The sequence below is a fragment of the Ruegeria sp. F5 genome (assembly GCF_056533845.1).
Genome location: NZ_JBQFOU010000019.1, coordinates 45,188 through 60,745 on the forward strand (window position 1 = coordinate 45,188; position 15,558 = coordinate 60,745).

The 15,558-nt window shown below is 61.6% G+C and carries 14 protein-coding genes; 11 read left to right on the plus strand and 3 right to left on the minus strand.

Annotated features, from left to right (window positions below; translation table 11 throughout):
* The first annotated feature begins 72 nt into the window (after window positions 1–72).
* Genes hisC through ACR0K1_RS21230 form a run of 3 tightly spaced genes read left to right on the plus strand, consistent with a single transcriptional unit; the run spans window position 73 to window position 2,926 of the window.
* Window positions 73–1,158, plus strand: a complete 1,086-nt coding sequence (hisC, locus tag ACR0K1_RS21220; RefSeq protein ID WP_480612548.1) for a histidinol-phosphate transaminase — start codon at window positions 73–75, stop codon at window positions 1,156–1,158.
* Entirely contained in the window at window positions 1,155–2,072 is a 918-nt protein-coding gene (locus tag ACR0K1_RS21225) for a prephenate/arogenate dehydrogenase family protein (protein ID WP_480612547.1), read from the plus strand. The genes hisC and ACR0K1_RS21225 overlap by 4 nt, the downstream gene beginning before the upstream one ends.
* Window positions 2,072–2,926, plus strand: a complete 855-nt coding sequence (locus tag ACR0K1_RS21230; protein WP_480612546.1) for an extensin-like domain-containing protein — start codon at window positions 2,072–2,074, stop codon at window positions 2,924–2,926. Before ACR0K1_RS21225 ends, ACR0K1_RS21230 begins: the two co-directional genes overlap by 1 nt.
* Here the strand turns inward: ACR0K1_RS21230 and ACR0K1_RS21235 are convergent.
* Window positions 2,923–3,924, minus strand: a complete 1,002-nt coding sequence (locus ACR0K1_RS21235) for a DUF2125 domain-containing protein (RefSeq protein ID WP_480851810.1) — start codon at window positions 3,922–3,924, stop codon at window positions 2,923–2,925. The two genes, ACR0K1_RS21230 and ACR0K1_RS21235, sit on opposite strands and share 4 nt — an antisense overlap.
* Before the next feature lie 67 nt (window positions 3,925–3,991).
* On the opposite strand from ACR0K1_RS21235, the gene ACR0K1_RS21240 reads away from it, so the two are divergent.
* The 4 genes from ACR0K1_RS21240 to ACR0K1_RS21255 all read left to right on the plus strand — a co-directional run bounded on the left by ACR0K1_RS21240 (window position 3,992) and on the right by ACR0K1_RS21255 (window position 8,126).
* A complete protein-coding gene (locus ACR0K1_RS21240; RefSeq protein ID WP_480612544.1) occupies window positions 3,992–4,522 on the plus strand; it encodes a gamma-glutamylcyclotransferase in 531 nt (176 codons plus the stop codon).
* Between the two features lie 69 nt (window positions 4,523–4,591).
* Window positions 4,592–5,773 (plus strand): biopolymer transporter ExbB, encoded by a 1,182-nt coding sequence (locus tag ACR0K1_RS21245; RefSeq protein ID WP_480612543.1) that lies wholly within the window; start codon window positions 4,592–4,594, stop codon window positions 5,771–5,773.
* 3 nt (window positions 5,774–5,776) lie between these two features.
* Complete coding sequence (locus ACR0K1_RS21250) at window positions 5,777–7,519, plus strand: peptidoglycan -binding protein (RefSeq protein ID WP_480612542.1); 1,743 nt, start codon at window positions 5,777–5,779, stop codon at window positions 7,517–7,519.
* A 4-nt stretch (window positions 7,520–7,523) separates the two neighbouring features.
* Complete coding sequence (locus ACR0K1_RS21255) at window positions 7,524–8,126, plus strand: histidine phosphatase family protein (RefSeq protein WP_480851811.1); 603 nt, start codon at window positions 7,524–7,526, stop codon at window positions 8,124–8,126.
* A 66-nt stretch (window positions 8,127–8,192) separates the two neighbouring features.
* Here the strand turns inward: ACR0K1_RS21255 and clpA are convergent, their stop codons facing one another.
* Together clpA and gloB are read right to left on the minus strand one after the other, a co-directional pair.
* Window positions 8,193–10,517 carry an ATP-dependent Clp protease ATP-binding subunit ClpA gene (gene clpA, locus ACR0K1_RS21260; protein WP_480851812.1) on the minus strand — a complete coding sequence of 775 codons (2,325 nt, stop codon included), beginning with the start codon at window positions 10,515–10,517 and terminating at the stop codon, window positions 8,193–8,195.
* 174 nt (window positions 10,518–10,691) lie between these two features.
* A complete protein-coding gene (gene gloB, locus ACR0K1_RS21265) occupies window positions 10,692–11,459 on the minus strand; it encodes a hydroxyacylglutathione hydrolase (protein ID WP_480612539.1) in 768 nt (255 codons plus the stop codon).
* A 61-nt stretch (window positions 11,460–11,520) separates the two neighbouring features.
* Between gloB and ACR0K1_RS21270 the strand changes: the two genes are divergently transcribed.
* The 4 genes from ACR0K1_RS21270 to ACR0K1_RS21285 all read left to right on the plus strand — a co-directional run bounded on the left by ACR0K1_RS21270 (window position 11,521) and on the right by ACR0K1_RS21285 (window position 15,558).
* Window positions 11,521–12,255: a methyltransferase domain-containing protein gene (locus tag ACR0K1_RS21270; protein WP_480851813.1), complete on the plus strand. Its 735-nt coding sequence runs from the start codon at window positions 11,521–11,523 to the stop codon at window positions 12,253–12,255.
* Between the two features lie 312 nt (window positions 12,256–12,567).
* Window positions 12,568–13,128: a F0F1 ATP synthase subunit delta gene (locus ACR0K1_RS21275; protein WP_480612537.1), complete on the plus strand. Its 561-nt coding sequence runs from the start codon at window positions 12,568–12,570 to the stop codon at window positions 13,126–13,128.
* A complete protein-coding gene (gene atpA / locus ACR0K1_RS21280) occupies window positions 13,129–14,667 on the plus strand; it encodes a F0F1 ATP synthase subunit alpha (protein WP_480612536.1) in 1,539 nt (512 codons plus the stop codon).
* A gap of 12 nt (window positions 14,668–14,679) precedes the next feature.
* The gene (locus ACR0K1_RS21285; RefSeq protein ID WP_480612535.1) at window positions 14,680–15,558 is read left to right on the plus strand and encodes a F0F1 ATP synthase subunit gamma; all 879 of its coding nucleotides are present in this window, start codon (window positions 14,680–14,682) and stop codon (window positions 15,556–15,558) included.

Sequence of the window (15,558 nt, forward strand, 5' to 3'; positions counted from 1 at the left end):
CCGCCTGACGGAATTGCCGCTTTTCTCAAGGCGTTGAGGCAGGTATGAGGGGCGCAATCAACGGAGCCTTTCATGACAAAGATCACCCCGCAACCCGGCATTATGGACATCGCGCTGTATCAGGGCGGCCAGTCGCATGTGGCGGGTGTGAAGCACGTGATCAAGCTCAGCTCGAACGAAAACCCGTTTGGTCCAAGCCCCAAGGCGATTGAGGCAGCGCGCGACAGCGTGGCCAACCTGCATCGCTATCCCGGCACCGATCATGCCAGCCTGCGTGCGGCAATCGGGGCGCGGCACGGGCTTGATCCGGCGCGGCTCGTCTGTGGCGTCGGCAGTGACGAGGTGCTGCAATTCGTCGCCCAGGCCTATGCCGGGCCGGGGGATGAGGTCATCCATACCGAGCACGGGTTTTCCATGTACCCGATCATCGCGCGGATGGCCGGAGCAACGCCGATCATGGTGGCCGAGCGCGACCGCAAGGTCGATGTGGACGCCATCCTGAACGCGGTGACGGGCAAGACGCGGATTGTGTTTGTCACCAACCCGGGCAATCCGACCTCGACGATGATCTCGGATGAGGAACTGGAGCGACTGGCGCAGGCGTTGCCGGAAACCTCTCTGATGGTGCTGGACGGCGCTTATGCGGAATTTGTCGATGGGTTCGATGGCGGCGCGGCTCTGGTCGACCGGCACGACAACGTCATCATGACCCGGACGTTCTCAAAGGTTTACGGTCTGGGCGGCATGCGGGTGGGCTGGGGTTATGCGCAACGACCGATTATCGACGTGCTGAACCGTGTGCGCCAGCCGTTCAACCTGTCGCTTACCGCTTTGGCGGCGGCTGAGGCGGCGGTGAACGATGTGGAATTCCTGTCCTTCTGCCAGTCCGAGAATGCTCGCCTGCGGGTCTGGCTGGCAGAGGAGCTGGCCAAGATCGGCGTGCCTTCGGATGCGTCCTGCACAAATTTCATCCTCGCGCGGTTTGCCGATCAGGCCGAGGCCGAGGCCTGCGACGATTACTTGAAAACCCAGGGTTTGATTGTGCGCCGGGTCGCGGGCTACAACCTGCCGAATGCCCTTCGGATCACCGTGGGCGATGAAGAGGCCTGCCGCCGCGTGGTTGCAGCCATTACCGCGTTCAAAGGGGGCGCCGCATGAGCCAGATTTACGACCGTGTGGCGCTGATCGGGCTGGGCCTGATCGCCTCTTCCATGTTCTGGGCCATCAAACGCGCCGGTCTGGCGGGCGAGGTCTCCGGCTATGCCCGGTCTCAGGCCACCCGCGACACCGCCCGCCGCATCGGGCTGTGCGACCGGGTCTGCGACACGGCGCAAGAGGCGGTCGAAGGGGCCGATCTGGTGGTACTGTGTGTGCCAGTTGGCGCGATGGGCGCGGTCGCCAGCCAGATTTCGGCGGCGCTGAAGCCCGGCGCGACGGTTACGGATGTTGGCTCGGTCAAGCGGCATGTCATTCAGGACGTCTCTCCGCACATCCCTGAAGGTGTGCATTTCATCCCCGCGCACCCGCTAGCGGGGACCGAGCATTCGGGGCCGGAATCCGGTTTTGCCGAACTGTTCGACAACCGCTGGTGCCTGCTGGTCCCGGTCGAAGGCTCGGACCCCGACGCCATTTCCCGCCTGCGCGCGCTGTGGGAGGGCATGGGGTCTTATGTCGATGAGATGGACGCGGATCACCACGATCTGGTTCTGGCCGTGACCTCTCATGCGCCGCACCTGATCGCTTACACGATGGTTGGTGTGGCCGATGACCTGCGCCGGGTGACGGATACCGAGGTGATCAAGTACTCGGCCGCCGGTTTCCGCGATTTCACCCGCATCGCCGCGTCTGACCCGACCATGTGGCGCGACGTGTTTCTGACCAACAAGGACGCGACGCTGGAAATCCTCGGGCGCTTCACCGAGGAACTTTTTGCCCTGCAGCGCGCCATCCGAACAGGTGACGGCGAGCATCTTTTCGACTATTTCACCCGTACCCGCGCGATCCGGCGCGGCATCATCGACGCGGGGCAGGATACGGATGCCCCCGATTTCGGACGGGGGAAATCAAACTGATGACAGGGCTTTGGGGGCGAATTCTGATCGGTTTGGCGGTGGTCTGCGCCGCAACAGGTCAGGCCGCGCCTCTGGAACAGTCTCTGATCCCCGCCGCGCGTCCGGCGGCATATTCGGATATGGCGCTGGCTTCGGCAGCGCTGCCCACGGCAGAGCCAGCAGTCGCCATTGCAAAGATCAGGCCGGAAACCCGCCCGATCTCGCCGCAAATTCAGGCTGTTGCCGCGCGCCCGGCGGATTTGCCGCTGCTCGGCCCCGATACCTCTCTGACGCCATACATGCGGCCCAAATCACTGGAACAGCAGGTGTTGTTCAAGAAGCGCAAATTGCGCAAGGGGTCGGTTTGCGGAGATATCGACATTCAGGGCAAAGCGGTCGGCAAAGTGCCGGGCCGGATCAAGGCGTGCGGGGTCAAGGATGCGGTGCAGATCACCTCGGTCTCGGGGGTGCAGCTGAGCCGACCGTCGACGATGGACTGCGGAACGGCGATTGCGCTGAACAAATGGGTCGACAAATCGGTGAAACCGACTTTCAAGCGGCGCGGGCCGGTGGTGCAGCTACAGGTGGCGGCGCATTACGCCTGCCGGACCCGCAACAACCGCAAGGGCGCCCGGGTGTCTGAACATGGCAAGGGCCGCGCCATTGATATCTCGGGCTTCGTGATGGCGGACGGAGAGGTTGTCACCGTCTATGACGGCTGGCGCAAGAACCCGTCACAAAAGCAGCTCAAGAAGATCTGGCGCGGGGCCTGCGGGCCGTTCGGCACTGTGTTGGGCCCCAATTCGGATCGTTACCACCGCGACCATTTCCATCTGGATACGGCGCGCTATCGCACCGGACCCTACTGCCGCTAGCGCAGGATCAGGCGCGGGGCGGGGCCCAGCGGGATCGGACCCAGGGCGACAAATCCGTCGCGGAAATTCAATTGCACGTCCAGCGCGTTCGGGTTGCCGCCAAGACCTGCCAGAAAGTTCAGTGCCGTTGTCACCGGGTTCACCGCCTGATCGGGCAATGCACCGGCGGCGTTGGCCATCGCGATCATGTCACGCCAGTTTTCAGCCTTTACCGCAATCTCGCCGGTTGGGATGCCCTGCGCATCCACGTCCAGATGTCCAGTTGCAAACAGGCGCAACTCGCCCCATTTGACCTCGGCCAGATCAAGATCGATGGCGACCGGCTGCGGACGGCCCCGTTCCAGCGCGCTGCGGTCCCAGGGCTTGTCGAAGGTTGCGACCATATCCAGTTCCAGCGCCTCGAAAGCCTGCGGCAGGGTCGTGGCCGAGCGCATCAGTTTGCGCAAATCTTCCCCGGGCGTGAAGCCGTCCATTTCGGCGGTGATGGCATAGGCCTCGGGCCGGTCGGTCTGCGCCATCACAAGGCCAAAGGTCTCACCAGCCGCGACGGCGCCGGTGTCTTCGGTGACGGACCAGGGGCCAGCGGTCAGGGCCAGCTTTTCCACGACAAGCGCGACGCCGGGCTGCAGTTGCAACTCGGCGGTCAGATCTTCGGCCATAATGGTCGCGGTCTGGTCGAAATAAGACAGCCGCTGCGGCGTGTCGGCAAAGCGCAGCACCTGCCGCCCGGGCCAGATGGCGGGGCTTTGAAACTCGATCCAGTCGGCGCTCCAGGCGGTGCCGTTGACCGGGTCCGCAAGGGCCGGGTTGCTCAGCCGGGTCGTGTGATGCGTGGGATAGCCTGCGGTGGCGACGTCCGAAAAATCTGCCTGCCAGCCCAGTTGCTGCTGCTGATCGAACCACCCGGTGATCGCATTGCGCAGGCCATATCCGGCGATGAACCAATAGGCGCTCCATGCGACACCTGCAAAAATGAACACGCGTATCAGACGGCGCATGAGGAATGGCCCTTTTTCCTGCCCTGAAATTGATGTTTATAGGCCTAAACGGGCAAGGACCAGTGCAATGACGATGTGGGTTTTCGGATATGGATCGCTGCTGTGGAATCCGGGTTTCCCGGTGGCGCGCAGCGAACAAGCGACGCTGCACGGCTATGCAAGATCATTTTGCATGAGCTCCATCCACCATCGCGGAACCGAGGAAAAACCGGGCCTTGTGCTGGCGCTGGATGAACAGGAAGGCGCGCATTGCAAGGGTTTGGCCCTGGCGGTCGAAGCCGGGCACGAGGACCGCACGCTGCACGAACTGCGCGAGCGCGAGTTGATCTCGTCGGCCTATCTGGAACGGATGCTGGATGTGGAACTGCAGGGCAGTGAGGTGGTGAATGCCGTTACCTATGTCATCGATGCCCACCACGTACAGTATTGCGGTGGCATGCCGTTGGAAGAGCAGGCACAGATCATTGCGCACGCGGTTGGCGGGCGCGGGCCGAACACCGAGTACCTGTACAATACAGCCGAACATCTGGCCGAGATCGGGCTGCGCGATCCCGATCTTGAGTGGTTGTCGCAACGGGTGCGCGCCCTTACCGCATAAACCCTTGGCGTCACCGGCGGAACTTCGCTAGATTCGGGCCAGAGCAGGCAAGTACCGGGAACCACGCGCATGGCGCAGGCACGACAGGGCGTAAGACCCCATTTCTCGCATCCCATTCGTCAGATTGTGATGATGTTGATCGCAATTGGCCTTGCAGGGCTTGGGGTCTTTATGGCGCTGCCCTACGTGCTGCCGGTTTTCTACGCCAATCCTTACCTGAACGGGTTCATCCTGCTGGTCTTCGTCATTGGTGTGTTTGCCTGTTTCTATCAGGTCGCGCAGTTAATGGGGTCTGTGCGCTGGATCGAGGCCTTTGTCGGCGGCGTCGTGCGCGAAGACGCGAGAACGCCGCAGCTTCTGGCCCCTTTGGCCTCGCTGCTGCGAGAGCGGGGCGCGCGGTCGCAAATCAGCAGCAGTTCGACCCGGTCTATTCTCGATTCCGTGGCCGAACGGGTCGAAGAAGAGCGTGAGATCACGCGCTACATCACCAATGTCCTGATTTATCTGGGCCTTTTGGGCACGTTCTTCGGGCTGGCCACCACGGTTCCCGCCATCGTCGACACGATCCGCAGCCTGAACCCGCAGGAGGGTGAGGAAGGTCTGGCCGTCTTCAACCGTCTGATGACGGGTCTTGAGGCGCAGTTGCAGGGTATGGGCGTGGCATTTGGCTCGTCACTGCTGGGTCTGGCGGGCTCGTTGATCGTGGGTCTGTTGGAACTGTTCGCCGGGCACGGTCAGAATCGGTTCTACCGCGAGCTCGAAGAATGGCTTTCGTCCATCACCCGCGTTGGCTTTGCCGGTGTCGAGGATGGCGCAGGGCCCGAGATTGAGGTTCTGACCCCGGTTCTGGACGCGATGTCGGAACAGATGGATGCCTTGCAGGACCTGTTTTCGGCGCAGGAACTGGACCGGGCCGAGGTTTCGGCCAAGCTGGGCCAGTTGGTTGATGCGATCGGCCAGATGAACACAAGGCAGTCCGAGACCGAAGGCGTCACCGCCGCGCTGGAACGGGTGGCCTTGGGGCAGGACGCTCTGCTGGATCACATGCGCGATCATGGGGCAGGCGAAGGGATCGATGCTGAAAGCCGCATGCGCCTGCGGTCAATGGACGTACAACTGCTGCGCATCCTCGAAGAAATCTCTGCCGGCCGGCAGGAGAGCATGAACGAGTTCCGCAAGGATATCGAACTGCTGGTCAAGGCCATGACCCTGCCGCGCGGCGCGGTGCGCAGCTCGCCGGACGGAGAGTAACCCATGGCCCTGTCCCGCCGCACCGGTCAACGCTTCCAGGGCTCGGTCTGGCCCGGTTTCGTGGATGCGATGACGGGGCTGCTGATGGTGCTGACCTTCGTGCTGACTATCTTCATGGTGATCCAGTTCGTGCTGCGCGAAACCATCTCGGGGCAGGAGGATGAACTGACTACCCTCGCCGATGAGATCGCGGCCCTTGCCGGGGCGCTTGGGCTGGAAGAGCGGGAAAACAGCCGGTTGCAGGCGCGGCTTGGGGCGCTGAACACCACGCTGTCGCAGGCCGAGGACGATCTGGCGCAGGCGCAGGCGCTGATTTCTTCTTTGACCACCGAACGGGACCGTCAGGCCGCCGCGTTGGATCAGGCGCAGACCCGCATCACTGATTTCGAGGCGCAGGTGGCCGCTTTGCTGGCCGATCAGGAACGGGCTTTCGGTGACATCGCCGCTTTGGAAACCCAACGGGAAAAGCTGCTGACCGAGCAGGAAGCGCTGAACCTGGCGCTCGCGCAAAGCCGCGATGAAATTGATGCACAGGCCGAGGCGGCTCGTCTGGCCGCCGCCCGTCGCGAAGCGCTGGAAGCCTTGGTGGCTGATCTGGAGCAAAGTGGCGAGGATCGCGCCGCTCAGATCGCCGATCTGGAACAACAGTTGACGGATGAAGAGGCCGCCCGGCTGGCAGAAGCCGCCGCTGCCGAAAACCTGCGCAACCGTCTGCAGGATGCGGATGCGGAACTGACCGCAATGACGCTGGCCTTGGAAGCGCAGCGGCAGGAGGCGGAAGAGACCCTGACCCTGCTGGCCGCCGCTCAGGCCGCCAAGGCCGAGCTGGAACGTCAGTTCGGAGAGTTGAACGCCGAGGAATTGAAAGCGCAGTTGCAGGCCGCGCTAGAGGCTCAGTCGCAGGCTCAGGCAGATGCGGATGAACAACAGGCGCTGGCCGCCCAACGCGAGGCGTTGCTGGCCGTCGCCCGCGACACGCTGTCGGACGAAAAGGCGATCTCGGAAGAGGCGCAGCGTGAGGCCGCCTTGCTGAACCAGCAGGTCGCGGCCCTGCGCGGGCAATTGGGATCGCTGCAAGCCCTGCTGGATGATTTCGAAGAACGCAATGCCGCCGCCGAGGTGCAGATCCAGACCTTGGGTCAGGACCTGAACGCCGCTCTGGCCCGCGCCGCCTCGGAAGAGCGCCGCCGGCGCCTGCTGGAAGAGGCCGAGCGCAAGCGTCTTGAGGCCGAGGCCGAAGCGCTGGCCGGGCAAAATCAGGAACTGGCGGCGCAGGCCGAGGATTTGCAGCGCTACCGCTCGGAATTCTTCGGCAGGCTGCGCGACGTGCTGGGCGATCAGGAGGGCGTGCGGATCGAAGGCGACCGGTTCGTGTTCTCGTCCGAGGTGCTGTTTGCAACGGGCTCGGCGATCCTGTCATCCGAGGGTCGTCAGGAGGTCGCCAAGGTTGCCGACATCCTGCGCACCGTGGCGGCGGAAATTCCGCCCGGTCTGAACTGGGTGATCCGGGTCGACGGGCATACCGATAACGTGCCGCTGGCCGGATCGGGGCGGTACCGGGACAATTGGGAACTCAGCCAGGGCCGCGCCTTGTCGGTGGTGCGCTACATGGTCGATGCTTTGGGGATTCCGCCCAGTCGCCTCGCGGCCAACGGGTTCGGAGAGTTCCAGCCGGTCAATCCCGCAGACACGCCCGAGGCGCGGGCGCAGAACCGGCGGATCGAACTGAAACTGACTGAAAGATAGGGCTGTGGCGGCTGAGCAGCGCTTCGCCCGATACCTTAGCCATCCGCAGGTGGTGATTGACCCGACCGTGGACATACCGAACTGGTCGCTGAACGAAACCGGACGGTCCCGGGTTGATCATCTCGCGTGTCGTCCGGGCGAGCTGGAGCGGACAATGCGGATCGTCAGCAGCGCCGAGACGAAGGCCCTCGAAACGGCTGCTCCGCTGGCTGATGCTTTGGGCGTGGAATTGGAAATCCGCCCGGACATGCACGAAAACGACCGCAGCGCGACGGGGTTTTTGCCGCCGGAGGAATTTGAAACTGTGGTCGATCAGTTTTTCGCCAATCCCGATGACAGCGTGCGCGGATGGGAAAGGGCCGTCGATGCGCAGGCGCGTATTTTGAAGGCGGTGTCAGAGTGCCTGTCTGAACCGGGGCAGGGGGATGTTTTGTTTGTGGGGCATGGTGGCGTGGGGACGTTGCTGTACTGCGCTTTGGCCGGTTTGCCGATTGATCGGAAACATGATCAGGGTCCCGGTGGCGGCGGCAACTGGTTTCAGTTCAATGTGCGGGACAGGCAGCCGAAACATGGTTGGCGGCCAATGGAGGACATGGTCGGGCGCTAAACGTCAACACATGAAAAAAGCCCGCTGAGGTTACAGCGGGCTTTCGATATCAGTTCGGTGATACACCTAGTCCGCAGTCAGAAGCGGAGGCTTGTCACCCGGAATGCGCCGTTGATCCGGCCCAAGAATTTCCAGGTTCAACTCGCCCTTCTTGACCGAAACGCTCACCACACCGCCTTTGGCCAGCTTGCCGAACAGCAACTCCTCGGCCAGCGGCTTCTTGATGTGCTCTTGTATGACGCGGCCCAGCGGACGGGCACCCATCTTGTCGTCATAGCCCTTGTCTGCCAGCCATTCGGCGGCTTTCGGGGTCAGATCGATGGTCACACCGCGATCCAGCAGTTGCGCCTCAAGCTGCAGAACGAACTTTTCGACCACTTGCAGGATGACCTCTTTCGGCAGCGGCGCGAAGGAGATCACGGCGTCCAGACGGTTGCGGAATTCCGGCGTGAACATGCGTTCAATCGCAGCGGTATCCTCGCCCTCGCGACGGTCACGGCCGAAGCCGATGGCGGCCTTGGCCTGTTCCTGCGCGCCTGCGTTCGAGGTCATGATCAGCACCACGTTTCGGAAGTTCACCGTGCGACCATTGTGATCGGTCAACTCGCCGTGGTCCATCACCTGCAGCAGGATGTTGAACACGTCCGGATGCGCTTTTTCGATCTCGTCCAGCAGCAGCACGCAATGCGGATGCTGGTCGACGCCATCGGTCAGCAGGCCGCCCTGATCGAACCCGACATAGCCCGGAGGTGCGCCGATCAGACGGGACACAGCGTGTTTCTCCATGTATTCCGACATGTCGAAGCGCAGCAGCTCCACACCCAGCGTATCCGCCAGTTGCTTCGCCACCTCGGTCTTGCCCACACCGGTCGGACCGGCGAACAGGTAGTTGCCGATGGGCTTTTCAGGCTCACGCAGACCGGCCCGCGCCAGTTTGATTGCGCTGGACAAGGCCTCGATCGCCAGGTCCTGACCGAACACCACCCGTTTCAGCGAGGCTTCAAGGTCTTTCAGAACCTCAGCATCGTCCTTGGTGACGTTCTTGGGCGGAATGCGGGCGATCTTGGCGACGACGGCCTCAATCTCTTTCACGCCGATGGTCTTGCGGCGTTTGCTTTCCGCGACCAGATGCTGGGCCGCGCCGGCCTCATCGATCACGTCTATGGCCTTGTCAGGCAGCTTGCGGTCGTTGATATAGCGGGCCGACAGTTCCACCGCCGTTTTGATCGCGTCGGCGGTATATTTGATCTCATGATGCTCTTCGAAATATGGCTTGAGGCCGCGCAGGATTTTCACGCTGTCCTCGACCGAGGGCTCGTTCACGTCGATCTTCTGGAACCGGCGGCTCAGCGCGCGGTCTTTTTCGAAATGCTGGCGGAATTCCTTGTACGTGGTCGATCCCATTGTGCGCAGCTTGCCGCCCTGCAAGGCGGGTTTCAGCAGGTTCGACGCATCCATCGCCCCGCCCGAGGTTGCGCCCGCGCCGATCACGGTGTGAATCTCGTCGATGAACAGCACTGCGTCGGGGTGATCCTCCAACTCGGTCACGACGGCTTTCAGACGTTCCTCGAAATCGCCGCGATAGCGGGTTCCGGCCAGCAGCGCGCCCATATCCAGCGAGTAAATCGTGGTATTGGCCAGCACATCCGGGGCCTCACCAGCCACGATCTTATGCGCCAGACCTTCGGCGATGGCGGTTTTGCCCACGCCCGGATCGCCCACCAGCAGCGGGTTGTTCTTGCGGCGGCGGCAGAGAACCTGAATGCAACGCTCAACCTCATCGGCGCGGCCGATCAGCGGGTCAACTTCGCCCGCACGGGATTTTGCGTTCAGATCAATGCAGTATTTCCCAAGCGCGCTTTCCTTTTGCTCGCCTTCGCCCGCACTTGCCTGAACCTCTTCTTCAACCTGATCAGCACCCGAGACTGAGCGGTTTTCGCCATAAGCCGGGTCCTTGGCCACGCCATGGGCGATAAAGTTCACCGCGTCGTAGCGGGTCATGTCCTGTTCCTGCAGGAAATAGGCGGCGTTGCTTTCGCGTTCGGCAAAAATGGCGACCAGTACGTTGGCCCCGGTCACTTCGGTCCGGCCCGAGCTTTGCACGTGGATCGCGGCGCGCTGAATGACCCGCTGGAAGGCGGCTGTCGGCACCGCTTCGGACCCGTCGATATCGGTGACCAGATTTGACAGGTCTTCGTCGATGAATTCGACCAAAGTGCTGCGCAATTCGTCCAGATCGACACTGCAGGCTTTCATGACCCGGATCGCGTCGGGTTCCTCCAGCAGCGCCAGCAGCAGATGCTCTAGCGTAGCAAACTCATGTCGCCGTTCATTCGCAGCCGCCAGGGCCGCGTGGATGGCTTGTTCCAATGTGCTCGAGAATGAAGGCACGCTGGTGCTCCTCTGTCTTGGGTCAGAAGGGGGTGGGTTTTTGGCCGGAACCCCATCCCAACCATGTCCTCATACTATTAGAGTTTGGTTGATCGTGGCGCGGCTTCAAGGGTTTTCTTCCTCTTGACAGTCTAATTTCCTGTGACCGTGACCGTGAAGAGGGGCATTTAAGCATTAAAACCGGTCTTTTCGAGCGCGAATTTCTGCAAAAACTGACGCTGGGTCAGCATTTTCCATCCCCAAATGCGCCTGAATCGCCGTGTCTTTGGCGCGCAAAAACGGGTTCGTGGCCTTTTCCAGCGCCAGAGAGGACGGAACCGTGGGCTGTCCGGCGGCCCGGGCGCGGTCGATATCGTCACTGCGTTTCTGCAGCGCAGCGTTGTCGGGATCGACGGTGATGGCGAATTTGGCGTTGGATTGTGTGTATTCGTGGCCAGAATACACGATTGTTTCGTCCGGCAGGGCGGCAAGTTTGCTGAGAGAGGCCCACATTTGTGGCGCGGTGCCTTCGAACAGGCGACCGCAGCCCAAGGCCATCAGGCTGTCGGCGGTGAAAACCGCTGCGCTTTGCGGCATGTAATAGGCCACGTGACCGATTGTATGGCCCGACACGTCCAGCACCTGAACCGGCTCGCCCCCGATTTCGAATGTTTCGCCGTCTTTCACCTGCTGATCCAGCGGCGGCAGGCGGTGCGCGTCGGCTGCGGCACCGATCACGGTGGCCGGGTGCCGGTCCAGAATCGCGGGCACGCCGTCGATATGGTCGAAATGGTGGTGGGTCAGCAGAATGTGGCTTAACTTCCAGCCGCGCTTGTCCAGCTCTGACAGAATCGGCCCGGCCTCGGGCGCGTCGATCAGAGCGGTGTCGCCGCTGCCGGCATCATGCGCCAGAAAGGCATAATTATCGCTGAGACAGGGGATAGTGACGATCTCAAGAGGCATGGCCTTTTGCCCTTTCGTTGCTAGACTGCGCCCAGCTAAGCCGATTGACCGGGTGTCCGCAATGCATCTTGATGTGCAGGATCTGAGGAATTTTTACTACCGCAGCACACTGGGCCGTGCGGCGCAGGCGGCGATCCGGGTGCGGCTGACCAAGCTGTGGCCCGAGGCCAAGGGCCAGACCGTTGCGGGGTTCGGTTTTGCGGTGCCGTTGCTGCGGCCCTATCTGGCCGATGCGCGGAGGGTGATCGGGCTGATGCCCGGGCCGCAGGGCGTGATGCCTTGGCCCGCAGGGATGCCGAACGTGTCCGTCCTGACGGAAGAGACGCTTTGGCCCATTGAAACCGGCCACGTGGACAAGCTGGTGGTCATGCACGGTCTGGAAACCTCGGAACGGCCCAGCCAGTTGCTGGACGAATGCTGGCGGGTGCTGGGGCCGGGGGGCAGGGCGCTGTTTGTGGTGCCGAACCGTGCGGGCCTGTGGTCACGGACAGACCGGACGCCGTTCGGGTACGGACGCCCATATTCCGCGTCTCAGTTGGAAAACCAGCTTCGGGCACATCATTTCCTGCCGGAAACCCATTGTTCTGCTCTGTACCTGCCGCCGTCCTTCCGCCGCTTCTGGCTGAAATCCGGCGGCCTGATCGAGAAAACCGGGCAGCGGCTGCCGACGATCATGGCCGGTGGCGTGCTGATGGTCGAGGTCAGCAAACATATCCGGCCACCGAGCGGAAGCGTCACAAAAGATGCCGAGCGCCGCCCGATCAAGGCGCTGGATGGCCTGCTGAAACCAGCGTGAGGCCAGGAGCGCATTTACCCCACCTTCGGCGGAAAAAATGCGAGAAAATGGTCACAGGAATCGCAAAAACCTACACTTTGGTAACATTTTTCGCGACCGCCAGCCGGATAAAAGGGTCGCACCCACGCTAAGTCATTGTATTCATACACTTTGTGGATAACGTCCCCCCCGTGATAATATATTGCTAGCTGAGTTCGGCTCTGCTACATCCCCGGTGATTTTGATCCCCGCCCTTCATGGACGGGGTTTCCTCACGCCCCAAGGTAGCGGCCGCTACCCAAAATCGGGGCCTCAAATATCGGAAGGGTGGACGTGTCCGAACCAGCTTCGATTTCCACAGGCATTGCGGAACGCTATGCCACGGCGATCTTTGAGATCGCGAAAGAGAATAATGACCTTGCAGGTCTGGAATCCGGCATCAATGATCTGGCAGCAGCACTGGGCGAAAGCGCCGAACTGCGCGACCTGATCGCATCCCCGCTGGTTTCGCGTGCCGAACAGGAAAGCGCGATTACCGCGATTGCTTCGAAAATGGGTCTGAACACCATCCTCGGCAACACGCTGGGTCTGATGGCGCAGAAACGCCGCCTGTTTGTGGTGCCGCAACTGGTGCAGGTTCTGCGCGACATGCTGGCCGACGAGCGCGGAGAAGTGACCGCCGATGTCGCCTCGGCCAAGGCGCTTACAAAGACACAACTGGAAAAACTGTCCAAAACGCTGTCCGAGCGTGTGGGCAAGACCGTGACAATCAATGCGACCGTTGATGAAAGCCTCATCGGCGGTCTTGTCGTTAAAGTGGGCTCGAAGATGATCGATAGCTCGATCCGTTCGAAGCTGAACTCCCTACAGAATGCAATGAAAGAGGTCGGATAAATGGGAATCCAAGCTGCAGAGATTTCTGCAATCCTGAAGGACCAGATCAAGAATTTTGGTCAGGAAGCCGAAGTGGCCGAGATCGGCCGCGTGCTGAGCGTCGGTGACGGGATTGCCCGTGTATACGGCCTGGACAACGTGCAGGCGGGTGAGATGGTCGAATTCCCCGGCGGCATCATGGGTATGGCGCTGAACCTGGAAAGCGACAACGTGGGTGTCGTTATCTTCGGCTCCGACCGTGACATCAAAGAAGGTGACACTGTCAAGCGCACCAACTCGATCGTGGACGTTCCGATCGGTGACGAACTGCTGGGCCGCGTTGTTGACGGTCTGGGCAACCCGCTGGACGGCAAGGGCCCGATCAATGCCTCGAAGCGTGGCGTTGCAGACGTAAAGGCCCCGGGCATCATCCCGCGTAAATCGGTGCACGAGCCGATGGCAACCGGCCTGAAATCGGTTGACGCGATGATCCCGATCGGCCGTGGCCAGCGGGAACTGATCATTGGTGACCGCCAGACCGGTAAAACCGCCGTGGCGCTGGACACCATCCTGAACCAGAAAGTCTATAACGACGCCGCAGGCGACGACGAGTCGAAGAAACTGTACTGCGTCTACGTGGCCGTTGGTCAGAAGCGTTCGACCGTTGCGCAGCTGGTGAAGAAGCTGGAAGAATCCGGTGCGATTGATTACTCGATCGTTGTCGCTGCAACCGCGTCCGACCCGGCACCGATGCAGTTCCTGGCGCCTTACGCCGCGACCGCGATGGCGGAATTCTTCCGCGATAACGGCCGCCACGCGCTGATCATCTATGATGACTTGTCGAAGCAGGCTGTTTCGTATCGTCAGATGTCCCTGCTGCTGCGCCGTCCGCCGGGCCGTGAAGCCTATCCGGGTGACGTTTTCTACCTCCACTCGCGTCTGCTGGAACGTTCGGCGAAGCTGAACGAAGATTTCGGTGCAGGCTCGCTGACTGCTCTGCCGGTCATCGAAACTCAGGGTGGTGACGTTTCGGCGTTTATTCCGACCAACGTGATCTCGATCACCGACGGTCAGATCTTCCTGGAAACCGAACTGTTCTATCAGGGCATCCGTCCCGCTGTGAACACCGGTCTGTCGGTATCGCGTGTGGGCTCGTCGGCTCAGACCAACGCGATGAAGTCGGTCGCCGGTCCGGTGAAACTGGAACTGGCGCAGTACCGCGAAATGGCGGCCTTTGCGCAGTTCGGTTCCGACCTCGACGCCGCGACCCAGCAGCTGCTGAACCGTGGTGCGCGCCTGACCGAGCTGATGAAACAGCCGCAGTATTCGCCGCTGACCAACGCGGAAATCGTCTGCGTCATCTTCGCGGGCACCAACGGTTACCTCGACAAGATCGACGTGTCGGATGTTGGCCGTTACGAGGCCGGTCTGCTGGCGCACCTGCGCGGCAAGCATGCTGACCTGCTGACCTGGATCACCGACGAAGATCCCAAGATCAAAGGTGAAGCGTCCGACAAGATCAAGGCTGCGATCGACGAATACGCCGCGACCTTCGCTTGATAGGGGGTTCCGATGCCTAGTCTGAAGGACCTTAAAAACAGGATCGAGTCGGTCAAATCGACCCGCAAGATCACCAAGGCCATGCAGATGGTCGCGGCTGCAAAACTTCGCCGCGCCCAGGAATCTGCCGAAGCCTCGCGCCCCTATGCCGAACGGTTCAATGCCGTCATGGCGGGGCTGGCAGCGTCGGTCGGGGGCAGCGACAGCGCCCCCAAGCTGCTCCGGGGTACGGGCAGCGATGATGTCCATCTGCTGGTTGTGATGACAGCTGAACGCGGCCTGTGTGGCGGCTTCAACGCGAATATCGCCAAGCTGGCCCGCGCCAAGGCGGACGAGCTGCGCGGCAAGGGCAAGACGGTCAAGGTTCTGACCGTCGGCAAGAAAGGCCGCGACGCGCTCAAGCGTGATTTTGGCGATCTGTTCGTTGGCCATATCGACCTGAGCGAGGTCAAGCGCATTGGCTACACCAACGCGCAGGACATCGCCAAGGACGTCCTGTCCCGCTTCGACGGGGGTGAGTTCGACGTTGCCACGATCTTCTACTCGAAGTTCGTCAACGTTGTGACCCAGATCCCGACGGCACAGCAGGTCATCCCCGCCTCGTTCGAGGACGAAGCGGCAGGTGACGACAGCGGTGCCGTGTTCGACTATGAGCCCAGCGAAGAGGCCATTCTGGCCGACCTGCTGCCCAAGGGGGTTGCGACCGCGATCTTCTCGGCTCTGCTCGAAAACGGAGCGTCTGAACAGGGTGCACGGATGTCCGCGATGGACAACGCGACACGCAACGCGGGTGAGATGATCGACAAGCTGACGATCCAGTTCAACCGCTCGCGTCAGGCCGTGATCACCAACGAGCTGATTGAAATTATTTCCGGCGCCGAAGCGCTGTAG